The organism is Desulfovibrio sp. SGI.169 (assembly GCF_050313595.1).
In the GTDB taxonomy this organism is placed as follows: Bacteria; Desulfobacterota; Desulfovibrionia; order Desulfovibrionales; family Desulfovibrionaceae; genus Desulfovibrio.
This window is the reverse complement of the sequence record NZ_JBNPLS010000042.1, coordinates 1-11,219: the sequence shown is the minus strand read 5'-3', so window position 1 is coordinate 11,219 and position 11,219 is coordinate 1. Positions and strand designations below refer to the sequence as shown.

Below are 11,219 nucleotides of genomic sequence, written 5' to 3'. Positions count from 1 at the left end.
CGGGCGCGCTCCAGCACGCCCGCGTCCGGTCTGTTGCTGAGAATCAGGCGGATGTCCACATCCAGAAGGCCTGCCGCGGCCTTGTCTATCATGGCCTGGGCGTTTGTTCCTCCACCCGATGCCAGTATGGCGATTTTCAGGGGCATGGCGACCTCAAAGCGCGGCGCGCTTTTGCGTGAAGTATTCCGTGATGGCGTCGACCAGGGCCGGGATGGTGTATTCCTTCGGCTGAATGTGGGCCTCAAGACCGTGCTCGCGCAGGGTGCGGGCCGTCACCGGGCCGATGGCCGCCAGCCGGATTTCCGGGCGCGCCCTGAGCTTTTCTGCCGGGATCAGGCTGAGAAAGTTCTCCACCGTGGAGGAGGAGCCAAAGGTCACGCAGGAAAGCGAACCCGCTTCCAGGCGTTCCAGCACCTCATCCCTGCGGCCGGCCGCCGGCACCGTTTCATAGGCGGGAATCACGTCCGCCACCGCCCCGGCCTTGCCCAGTTCCACAGGCAGCACGTCACGGGCCTTGGCCGCGCGCGGCAGCAGAATGCGCCTGCCGGCCAGCCGTCCGTCTTCACGGGCCAGCAGGCCTTCCACCACGCCTTCGGCCACATAGCGTTCAGGCACAAAATCGGGCCGGATGCCGCGCGCCAGCAGGGCGTCAGCCGTGGCCGGGCCTATGGCCGCCACCTTGCAGGGCCCCAGCGCCCGACTGTCTTTGCCCGCCGCTTCCAGACGCAGCCAGAAATGACGCACGCCGTTCACGGATGTGAAAATCAGCCAGGCGTAGTCCGCCAGCCGGGCCACGGCCGCGTCCAGCGCCGCATAGTCGGGCAGGGGGCGGATTTCAATGGTGGGGCACTGGATGACCTCGGCCCCCAGTTCCGTCAGGCTGTTGGCCAGGCCGCTGGCCTGTTCCCGCGCGCGGGTGACCACAATGCTTTTGCCCAGCAGGGCTTTTTGCTCAAACCAGTTCAGCTTGTCATGCAGCGTCGCCACCCCGCCCACCACAATTACCGAGGGATTGGCGAAGCGCGCGTCCCGGGCGGCCTGGGGCAGCCCGCTCAGAGGGGCGACCAGACTGCGCTGGCGCGGCGTGGTGCCCCGATGGATCAGAGCCGCCGGGGTTTGCGGGTCCATGCCCGCATCCAGCAGGTTACGGGTGATTTCCGGCAGGTTTTTCATACCCATGACAAAGACCAGGGTGGAGGCGCTGCGGGCCAGAGCCTGCCAGTTGTGCGCCGAGCCGGGCTTGTCTGGATTTTCGTGCCCGGTGATGATGGTCACCGACGAGGCGAAGTCGCGGTGGGTCAGGGGAATGCCCGCGTAAGCCGGAGCCGCGATGGTGCTGCTGATGCCCGGCACTTCCTCAAAGGGCACGCCCGCGGCCAGCAGTTCTTCGGCCTCTTCGCCGCCGCGTCCGAAGATATAGGGGTCGCCGCCCTTGAGGCGGGCCACCACCTTGCCCTCCCTGGCCTTGCGCACCAGCAGGGCGTTGATCTCTTGCTGGGGCATGGCGTGGTTGCCCGCCACCTTGCCCACATAGATCAGCTCGGCGTCGGGCCGGGCATGGCCCAGCAGGCTGTCATTGGCCAGGGCGTCATAGACCACCACATCCGCCAAGGCCAGAACATCCCTGGCCTTGAGGGTCAGCAGACCGGCATCGCCCGGGCCCGCGCCCAGAAGATAGACTTTCATTGCACGCCTCCACGGGCCAGTTCCAGCAGGGTGCGCGCGCCAAAGCCCGACGCGCCCACCGGACAGAGCGAGGTTTTTTTGGCGTTCCAGTCCACGCCCGCGATGTCCAGATGCGCCCAGCGCACGCCCTCGCGCACAAAATGCCTGAGAAAGAGCGCGGCGTTGATGGCCCCGCCCTCGCGCGGGCCTGTGTGGCAAATATCCGCCACCTCGCTTTTGAGCTGCTCGGCATAGGGTTGCCAGAGGGGCAGCCGCCAGTAGTTTTCGCCGCCCACGCCGCCCGCGGCGCTGACGCGTTCGGCCAGGTCCTCGTCGTCGCAGAACAGCCCGGCCAGTTCCGTGCCCAGCGCCACGGCGCACGCGCCGGTGAGGGTGGCGATATCCACTATGGCGGTCGGGGTCCACTGTTTCTGGGCATAAGCCAGGGCGTCGCAGAGCGCCAGACGGCCTTCGGCGTCCGTATTGGTGATTTCCACCGTATCGCCGCTGGCCGCGCGCACCACGTCGCCGGGGCGCGTGGCCTTGCCGCCGGGCATGTTTTCGGCGCAGGCCAGCAGGCCGATGACGCGGCGGGGGGCGTCTTCCTCGGCCAGGGCCGCGATGGCGGCCAGCACCGCCGCCGCGCCGGTCATGTCGCATTTCATCTGCTGCATGTTGGCGGCGGGCTTGAGGCTGATGCCGCCGGAGTCAAAGGTGATGCCCTTGCCCACCAGAATCAGCGGCTTGTCCTGTTCATGCCCCCTGGGCGCGTGCTCCAGCGCCACCAGGCGGGGGGGACGGGCCGAACCCTGACCCACGGCCAGCAGCGCCCCCATGCCTTCGGCGGCCAGCGCCTCCTCGTCCAGCGCCGTGCAGGAGAAGCCCAGTTCCCGGGCCAGGTCGGCGGCGCGCTGGGCCAGACTCGCGGGATAGAGCAGATTGCCCGGCGTGTTGGCCAGATCACGCGCCAGGCTCACGGCCCTGGCCGCGCGTTCGCCCCGGCGGGCCGCCGCGTGCGCGCCGTCAGGCACGGACTGGCCGTCAAAACCCAGGGCCAGCCATTGCGGGTCGGCGGCTTCGCCTTCCTGCGGCTTTTTCAGAGCCGTGAAGCGGTAGAGGGCCAGTTGCGCGGCGTAGACGCATTCCTCCACCAGGCGTTCCCGACCGCCGGGCAGGTGGGCCAGGGCCGGTTCAGGCAGCAGGATGGAATCCAGGCCCAGTTGGCGGCAGCGCTGCACGGCGGCGGCCACGGCCGCGCGCAGTTTGCCGATGTCCGTTTTTTCGCGCGGCCCCAGGCCCACGGCCAGCACGCGCGGCACGGCAAGTTCCGGGTGGCCGTGCAGCAGGGCCAGTTCGCCTTCCCTGCCCCTGAAGTCGCGCAGAGCCGGGGCCACGGCCAGCCAGGGCGCGGCCTTGTCCAGCGCCGGGCACTGGCGTAGGATGTCTTCGCCCTCGCAGGCCGGGGCCAGCATGATGGCGGCTTTCCACTGTTCGGGGCCGAGATTCTGGAAGCGTATATCCATAGACGGGTTCTCCTCGTGAATGCGGGCGTCGCGGCGTCGCGCTGAAAGCTGAATGTTTGAATATACGCCGGGCCGCTGTTTTTGCCAAGCGCGGAGGCGGCGCGCGCCCGCGCTGTCAGGCACGATCCTTGCAAATTTCAGCTTATCGCCATTATTTTGGCAACGGAAAGTACATGCTTGTCTACATTCACGTTCCCTTCTGCCGCACGCGCTGCAACTACTGCGCCTTTCATTCCATCCCGCTGGGCGCGGGCGTGGAGCCCGCCGCGTCGCCGCTGCTGCGCGACTATCTGGACACCCTGCTGCTGGAGCTGGCCCACTGGGGCGACCGCCTGGGCGGGACAGAGGTGCAGAGCGTTTTTTTTGGCGGGGGCACGCCCAGCCTGTTGCCGCCGCGCATTGTGGGCATCGTGCTGGAGCGCCTGGCCCGCTGTTTTACGCTCAGCCCCAAGACTGAAATAACCCTGGAGGCCAATCCCGAATCTCTGCGGGGGGGGCAGAGCGTGCGGCAGTATCTGGCGGCGGGCGTCAACCGCTTGTCCATCGGCATTCAGAGTCTGGACGAAAACATGCTGCGCCTGCTGGGGCGTCCGCACAAGGCCCGGGACAGCCTGCACGCGGTCTTTGCGGCGCGCGAGGCGGGCTGCGCCAACATCGGTATGGACCTGATGTGGGGCCTGCCCGGCCTGAGCGTGCGCCAGTGGCTGCAAACGCTCAAGGACGCCGTGCGGATGGGCCCGGATCATATTTCAGCCTATGGCCTGACCCTGGAACCGGGCACGCCGCTGGAACTCGACTGCGAGGAGGGGCGGCTGTCGCTGCCGCCCGAACGGGATCAGAACATCATGTTCATGGAAGGCGCGGCCTTTCTGGAGGCCAACGGCTATATGCACTATGAAATTTCCAATTTCGCGCGCATGGGCTTTCAGTGCCGCCACAATCTGGGCTATTGGGAAGGCGCGGATTACCTCGGCCTGGGGCCGTCGGCCACCTCCACCATCGCGGGGCGGCGCTGGACCAACCCCGCCAGCCAGCGGGCCTGGGCGGCGCGAACCCGTGATGGCTCACTGGGCGCGGAAGTGGAAAACCTGACCCCCACAGTGCGCGTGCTGGAGCTGATCATGCTGCGCCTGCGCACCTCGCGCGGCCTGCGGCTCAAGGCCTACCGAAAACTGACGGGACGCGATTTTCTGCGTGACCACCAGCGTCTGATCCAGGCCCTGCATGAAAACGGCCTGATCCGCATCCGCAACGGCTATCTGCGCCTGACCCGCAACGGCATGCTGGTGTCCAATTCCATTCTGTCCAACCTGTTTGAACGCACGGAAGCAGTGCTCAAAGAACCCTTGCCGCCCGCCGCCCCGGCCTCCGCCGCGCCGCCCCGGTCGCTCTCCGCCGGCAACGACGGGGCGGAGGTTCAGCCCGTGGTCTGGCCGTCGGCGTAGCCTTGCGCCCCGGACGCGCGCGCCTGACGCGCCAGCAGCTGCACGGCGGCCAGATGCTCCAGCTCTTCGCTGATGGCCAGGGCGTCGGTCAGGGTCGGCCCCCAGCAGCACAGGCCGTGCCCTGCCATCCAGACCGCCGCGCCCTCTGGTTTTTCCGCCCCGACCCTGCGTGCCGCGTCGGCCACGGCCCGGGCCAGCGCCTCGCCGCCGGGCGGCAGCGCGGGGGCAAAGCCCAGACGGGCGCGCCAGATGTCGGCCTCAAACAGGGGCAGGCGCAGCAGGTCTCCCTGATTTGGCAGCGCCAGGCTCAGGGCCAGCAGATGCCGGGGATGGCTGTGCAGCACGGCCCGGCAGCGGGGCAGCGCGCGGTACAGCGCCAGATGCACGCCCAGTTCCGAAGAGGTCGGCCCGCCGGCAAGCGTTTCTCCGCTGTGCGCGTCCACCAGACAGCAGTCAGCCGGCGTCAGGCGGCCTTTGGCCGCGCCCGAACGGGTCACGCAGAGCTGGCCTTCGCGCGGCGCGGGCAGACGGCAGCTGACGTTGCCGTTGCAGCCGGAGAGCATGCCCTGCCGCCATGCGTCGCGGCAGACGCGGCGCATGGCCTCCAGGACGGCCATATGATGTTCAGGATTCACGGTCATGCCTTTCTCCATGTCGCCAGGCGCTCAAATCCAGGCGGGAAAGCCGTCCGGAGGCGTCCACAGGCACGGTCTGGGCCAGGCGGGTCAGCAGTTTCTGCACCGGCCTGTAGGCGGGGTTGAGCGCAAAGGAAAAGCGGCCGTCCTTCTCCACAGGCAGGTATTTACGCATCATTCGCAAGGGCAGCAGACCCTCTTCAAAAAGCAGCACATGCAGGTGGTAGGCCGCCTCGCCGGAAAGGCGGGACTGATTGCTTGTGATCTTGCTGCGTTCGATGGCCGCGTCCGTCATGCCTTCGGCGTAGCCCAGATGGCGGATCACCCCGTCCGGCGAGAGCGAGGCCAGCGCGTAGCCCGCCTTGCTTGCCCGCCAGGAATAGTCCTGGTCTTCATGGCCGTAGCGCCCGTAGCCTTCATTCCAGAAGCCGAGGCGTTCGCGCGTCGCGCGGGGAACGCAGACGCACCCCCCGCCGCAGACGGTGGTCAGCTCCGCCGCGCCGCCGTCGCGCAGGGTCAGGGGCTGATGCGACGGCTCGTGCCAGTGGCAGAATCTGTAGGATGCCATGCCCACCCGCGGGTGGTCTTCCAGCAGGGAGGTAAGGCGCTCCAGCCAGCACGGGCTCAGAATTTCGATATCGTTATCCAGCTTGACGCAATAGTCGGCGTCTGCCGCGTCGTCCCAGGCCAGATTGGATGCGACGCAAAGGCCCATGTTGCGTGAAAGGAGCTTGAGCCGGACATGCGGACGCGCGGTCGCCAGACCTTGCAGATACTCTTGCGTGCCGTCTTCGCTGCCATTGTCCACAATGGTCAGCGTATAGCCCGGCGGGGTCAGCGCCAGCAGGCTTTCCACGCAGATGCGGGTCAGGGCGAGCCTGTTCCAGGTCACCACGGCCAGGTGCGCGCGCATGTTCAGTCCGTCCTTTTTTCCGCCGGGTCAGCCTCAAAGTGGTCGAAGCCGCGCAGGCGGTCCAGGGGTTCGTTGTTGCAGGTCAGGCCGCCTCCGGCCGTGACGGCGCCGATGCTGCAAAAGCCGGGAATGGCCGCGTGCAGGGAGGGCAGCATGTCCGGCGCGCAGGAACCCAGCAGGGCGTAATCCTCGCCGCCCAGCAAGGCTTCGTGAACCGGATTTTTCCCCTGTTCGCTGGCGTAACGCAACACTTCGGGATGCAGCAGGCCCTGGGGCAGCAGTATGGCCGCGCCCAGGCCCCGGCCCTGCGGGGGGGCCTGGGCGTCCGCCCCGGCGCGCAGCTCGCCGCTGAGGCCCAGCAGGCGGGGCAGATCGCGGATGAGACCGTCGGAAAGATCCATGAGGGCCGGGGGGCGGGCGTTGTAACCGGCGCGCGCCAGCATCAGGCCAGCATCCGCCTGGGGTTCGGGCCGCAGATGGGCGGCGCAGGCGGCGGGCCATTGCGTCAGGGCGGCGCGGCCCTGCGCTTCCAGCATATGCAGGCCCACTCTGGCCAGCCCCAGATGCCCCACCACAAACAGGCTGTCGCCGGGCATGCTGCCCCCGCGGGCCAGAAAGCCTCCGGGTTCGGCGGTTTCGCCCCAGACGGTCACGCTGATGTGCAGGCGGTCGCAACGGGAAAGATCACCGCCGGCCAGAACCATGCGCCACTGCCCGGCCAGCGCGGCCATGCCGCTGAAGAAGCGGTCCAGCCAGGCCATGTCCACCCAGTCCGGCAGGCCCAGACAGAGGTTGAAGCCCAGCGGTCTGGCCCCGCAGCCGGCCAGATCGCTGACATTGACGGCCAGGGCCTTGTGCCCAGTATCCTCCGGGCTGAAGTAGGCGCGGCGGAAGTGCACATCCTCCAGAAAGAGATCGCTGCTCACGCACAGGGGCCGCCCGGCCTTGAGCACCGCGCAGTCATCGCCCCGGCCCAGCAGCAGCGAAGGATGGCTCTGGGGAAAGTGGCGGGCGAGGCGGGCCAGAATGCCGTCTTCTGAAAGGGCTGAGGCCGGGGGGGAAGGCGGGGCCGGAACCATGTCAGTTCTCCATGAGCAGGTATTCTGTCAGAATGACTTTGAGGCCGAAACCGGGAAAGTTCACCTGCACCTTGTCCGGCGGCAGATGCCTGACTATCTTGCCCCGGCCGAAAATGCGGTGGCGGCAGTGGCAGAGCTGATTTGCGTCCGCTGCGGCGGATGCCGCGGATACGGCGGGCGCGGCGGGTTCGTCGCATGCCGGGGCTGGGGTTTCAGGCCGCAACTGGCAGTCGTCAAAGGCAGCCCCCCCATGCTCCGGCAGGGCGCGCGCCCGAAGCGGAACCGCCGGGCGCGCGGGCGGCGGCAGACGGCCCCCGCATGCCGCTCCGCGCCGGGAAAGGACGCCGCCGAAGCCCTCCACCCATTCTTCGGTCAGGCCGGGGGCCAGCTCGCGCACAAAGGGGCTCTGCCCGACGTGCAGGCTGCCGCGCTCGGCCCGGCTGTAAATGGCCGCCGGGGCGTAGAGTTCCAGATTTTGGCGGGCGCGGGTGCAGGCCACATACATCAGGCGGCGTTCTTCCTCGAAGTCTTCGGGTCTGGCCAGCGCGTGCCGGGAGGGAAAGCGGTCTTCCACCAGATCAATGATCAGCACGACATTCCATTCCAGGCCCTTGGCCGAATGCACGGTGGACAGGGTGATGCGCCCCTCGCCGTCGTTTTCGTCCTCTTCGGGCGATTCCAGGGCCAGATCCGCCACAAAGAGATCCAGCTCCGTATACGCGGCGGCCATCTGGATGATTTCTTCCAGGCCCTGCTGGCGGCGGGGCCAGTCTTCGGGATACTGGCTTTCCAGTCTGGGCCGGTAGTGTTCGAGCACGGCTCCGAACAGGGCGGCCGGGCTTGCGGGCCGGGCGCGCAACTCGTCCACAAAGCGCATGTCTTCCAGCAGCCCCGGATACCGGGCGAAGGCTTTTTCCGTGTTTTCGGCGTCCCCGGCCAGCGCCGCGGCATAGAGCTTTTGCACGGTCTTGGGGCCGATGCCGCTGTGCATGCCCGCCACCCGCGTAAAGGCGGGCATGTCCAGCGGGTTGAGCGCCAGACGGGCGTACGCGATGACGTCCTTGACGTGCGCGGCCTCGGTATAGCGCAGGCCGCCGTATTTGCGAAAGGGAATGCCCGCCTGATTGAGGGCCATTTCAAGATTGTAGGAATGAAAGCCCGCGCGGAAGAGCACCGCGATTTCATGGGGCAGATGCCTGTCCAGCAGTTCCCCGATGCGCCGCGCCACCAGCTTGGCCTGGCTCATGTCGCTGAGCGGCGTGACCAGCCGCACGGGGTCGCCGCCTTCCCTGCGGGTGAACAGGGTTTTGCGGAAGGACTCCGCCGCGTGGCTCAGCAGGCTGTTGGCCACGTCCAGCACGGGTTTGGTGGAGCGGTAATTTTCTTCCAGGCGGATGACGCGCGCGCCCGGAAAGAGTTTGGGAAAATCCAGAATGTTGCGTACATTGGCCCCGCGAAAGGCATAGATGGACTGGGCCTCGTCGCCCACGGCCATGACGTTGCCCGCGACGGCCTTCCGGCCCCCGCTTTCCTCCCCGCCGTCCAGCCGGGGCGGCCCGGCCAGCAGGCGCACAATGCGGGCCTGAACCAGGTTGGTATCCTGATACTCGTCCACCAGAATATGACTGAAGCGCCGGCGCAGGGCCGTGGCGGCGGCGCCGTCCTCGCGCAGCAGGTTCTCCAGCTCGAAGAGCAGGTCGTCATAATCCAGCAGGCCCTTTTCGCGCCGGTAGGCGGCGTAGGCGTCGCTCAGGGCGGCAAGGCCCTCGGCGTGGGGCAGAAGGTGAAAGGCCTCGCGCCGCAGCACTTCCTCCAGGGGCACTTCCTTGTTGCGGGCCTTGCTCAGCAGGCCCACGATGCTCTGGGTTTTGGGAAAGGAGCGGTCGCCCCTGCCCAGCCTGAGTTCGTCCTTGCAGTGCTTGACCGCCGCCGTAATGTCCGCCGCGTCCATGACGGTGAAGGGCCGCTCGCCCAGCCAGGCGGGATGCCAGCGGCGCAGCGCGCCGTAGGCAAAAGCGTGAAAGGTGCCGCCCTGCACCCCGGAAAGGCCCTGCCCCAGCAGCATGCCCGCGCGCTGAAGCATCTCCCTCGCGGCCTTGCGGGTAAAGGTGAGCAGCAGCATGGCCGAGGGCGAGACGCCCTGCTCGGCCAGCCAGGCCAGCCGGTAGACAATGGTGCGCGTTTTGCCGCTGCCCGCGCCGGCCACAACCAGCACGGGGCCGTCACCGCTGGTTGCCGCCGCGTACTGGGCTTCGTTCAGAGCCTGAGCGTAATCAATCATGGGCGCAGTTTAGCATAAGCGGCGCGCACAGGCCAGAGCCGCGTCCGCCCCTCATTGACGCGGCCCGGTCCCGCGTTTACATTGGGCAAATACGCTCAGCGGAGGTCTGTCATGCCTGAACAGCAGGAACAGTTTCAAAGCGCCGTATGGCAGGTTCTTGAGGCAGTGATGTTCGAGAACTGGCTGCGCTTTTATTTTATCAGCGAAAAACCGGATGCGCCCGCCGGGCCGGATGGCGAGCCGCCGCTTTTTCTGGCGGTGCCCCACAAGGGCATGGAGCGCATCAGGGAGCTTTACCCCCACCTGCTGCCCCTGGCCGAAGACATGAACGGTCAGGAGGCGAATTTTGAAAGCTCCCGCCGGGCGGTGTGCACATTTGTGCTGGACAATCTGGACGGCAAGAGCATGCCCAAGGACATGGCCGCCGCCATTTTTGAAAGCGCCACGTTTCAGATTCAAATGCAGTTGTTCAACGCCTGGGTGCAGATGCACGAAGAGCAACTGGATCAGGGCTTTCTGGAGTTCGGCGCCTGGCGCAAGCTTTTCGGCCAGTGGCGGGAAACGCCCGGCGGCAGGGAACTGGCGGACAGGCTGGCGCTGGCCGGCCAGGGGGCGGCGCGCGGCGGCGCGACGGTGCATTAGACTCAGAACCTAATGCGCTGTTGGTCAGAGGCGCTGCTGGTTGTGTTCCGCCACAAGTATTCGTCAAAAACGGCCTTTTTCACGCTGGCCGCGTCACTGCGCGAATTTTGTCGGTCATGTGCATGGGTGCGCTCCCTCCAAAAATCGCCCATTCCATTGCCAGCGCGAAAAAATTCGAGAGTATTGCTAAAAGAATGATAAAATATCCTCTCTTTGCCCGTTCACATGAAATCTGGCAAAGAGAGCTATTGTGAGATCAGCCATTCGCAAAGACCTTGAAACAACCTGAAATTTACGTTTCAACAGTCATATATCAACGAGACAGAAAGCTTTTGGAGCGTTGCCAAAACCCGGCTGGTTCGTTTTGGAGGTCTTCAAAAACAAACTTTTTATCTCCATTCGTTAAGAGTGTGAGTTTCGGTTAATCATAGGCATTTGCCTTCTGGCGCTAAAACCGCTCAGAGAGGACCTCTCCGCGAGTCAAGAGCCATTCCATACATGCTTTCCGCCGCCGCTATCCACAAAGCCCGCGTAGATGGTGGCGATGTCGGTCGGTGCGATTTTCATTTTCCCCTACTTTGTTTTTGGTTTAATGGGGGAGGGGCCGGTTCCCTCCCCACTGCGGGCTTACCCGCCCCGTTTTCTGCCGCGCCTTTTTGCCCTGGGCTGCCATCAGGCGGACGGGGCGGGCAATCCTGCACGCTCCAGCCGGGCTTGCTTGCGCGGACAAAGCGCAGATAGCGACATGCAGCCCTGCCTGACCTGGGCTCCCAAGCTGGCGCAAGGCGCGGAGGCTGCGGCCATCGCGCGCAAGGAACTTGCCCTTTCCGGCATGCAGCGTCCATTGTACCCCGGCGAACCTGGCGAGGACGCGGTGGAGGTCTTCCGCTTCGGAGACTTTGTGGGATGGATAGTCGAGGGCTGAAAATGTGTGCGTTTTGACACACGCGGACAATAGAGCGCGCGGGCTGCACAAAAAACGCGCCAGAGCGGAAAATCTGCCCCGGCACGTTCTCATTTTTTGTGAAAAAAATTC

General features: G+C 66.1%; 9 protein-coding genes and 1 pseudogene. 4 read left to right on the top strand and 6 right to left on the bottom strand.

Going from position 1 to position 11,219, the window contains the following annotated elements; translation table 11 throughout:
• Positions 1 to 153: 153 nt before the first annotated feature.
• Together cobA and ACQRA4_RS12875 are read right to left on the bottom strand one after the other, a co-directional pair.
• The gene (cobA, locus tag ACQRA4_RS12880) at positions 154 to 1,686 is read right to left on the bottom strand and encodes a uroporphyrinogen-III C-methyltransferase (protein ID WP_427823468.1); all 1,533 of its coding nucleotides are present in this window, start codon (positions 1,684 to 1,686) and stop codon (positions 154 to 156) included.
• Positions 1,683 to 3,188: a leucyl aminopeptidase gene (locus ACQRA4_RS12875; protein WP_427823467.1), complete on the bottom strand. Its 1,506-nt coding sequence runs from the start codon at positions 3,186 to 3,188 to the stop codon at positions 1,683 to 1,685. The genes cobA and ACQRA4_RS12875 overlap by 4 nt, the downstream gene beginning before the upstream one ends.
• 173 nt (positions 3,189 to 3,361) lie before the next feature.
• On the opposite strand from ACQRA4_RS12875, the gene hemW reads away from it, so the two are divergent.
• Positions 3,362 to 4,633, top strand: a complete 1,272-nt coding sequence (hemW, locus tag ACQRA4_RS12870) for a radical SAM family heme chaperone HemW (RefSeq protein ID WP_427823466.1) — start codon at positions 3,362 to 3,364, stop codon at positions 4,631 to 4,633.
• Here hemW and ACQRA4_RS12865 read toward each other — a convergent pair.
• From ACQRA4_RS12865 to ACQRA4_RS12850, 4 genes are read right to left on the bottom strand one after another with little or no spacing between them, the layout of a single operon-like run.
• Positions 4,606 to 5,274 (bottom strand): class II aldolase/adducin family protein, encoded by a 669-nt coding sequence (locus ACQRA4_RS12865; protein WP_427823465.1) that lies wholly within the window; start codon positions 5,272 to 5,274, stop codon positions 4,606 to 4,608. The genes hemW and ACQRA4_RS12865 overlap by 28 nt on opposite strands.
• Entirely contained in the window at positions 5,258 to 6,181 is a 924-nt protein-coding gene (locus ACQRA4_RS12860; protein WP_427823464.1) for a glycosyltransferase, read from the bottom strand. The genes ACQRA4_RS12865 and ACQRA4_RS12860 overlap by 17 nt, the downstream gene beginning before the upstream one ends.
• Positions 6,182 to 6,183: 2 nt before the next feature.
• Positions 6,184 to 7,260: a thiamine-phosphate kinase gene (gene thiL, locus ACQRA4_RS12855; RefSeq protein ID WP_427823463.1), complete on the bottom strand. Its 1,077-nt coding sequence runs from the start codon at positions 7,258 to 7,260 to the stop codon at positions 6,184 to 6,186.
• 1 nt (position 7,261) lies between these two features.
• Positions 7,262 to 9,541 carry an ATP-dependent helicase gene (locus tag ACQRA4_RS12850; RefSeq protein ID WP_427823462.1) on the bottom strand — a complete coding sequence of 760 codons (2,280 nt, stop codon included), beginning with the start codon at positions 9,539 to 9,541 and terminating at the stop codon, positions 7,262 to 7,264.
• Positions 9,542 to 9,652: 111 nt separating this feature from the next.
• Here ACQRA4_RS12850 and ACQRA4_RS12845 point away from each other — a divergent pair, with 111 nt between their 5' ends.
• From ACQRA4_RS12845 to ACQRA4_RS12835, 3 genes and pseudogenes are all read left to right on the top strand, one after another.
• Positions 9,653 to 10,183: a hypothetical protein gene (locus tag ACQRA4_RS12845; RefSeq protein ID WP_427823461.1), complete on the top strand. Its 531-nt coding sequence runs from the start codon at positions 9,653 to 9,655 to the stop codon at positions 10,181 to 10,183.
• Positions 10,184 to 10,489: 306 nt separating this feature from the next.
• A pseudogene (locus ACQRA4_RS12840) lies at positions 10,490 to 10,604 on the top strand (IS1595 family transposase); the annotation flags it as partial.
• Between the two features lie 324 nt (positions 10,605 to 10,928).
• Complete coding sequence (locus ACQRA4_RS12835) at positions 10,929 to 11,108, top strand: hypothetical protein (protein ID WP_427823460.1); 180 nt, start codon at positions 10,929 to 10,931, stop codon at positions 11,106 to 11,108.
• Positions 11,109 to 11,219 lie beyond the last annotated feature (111 nt).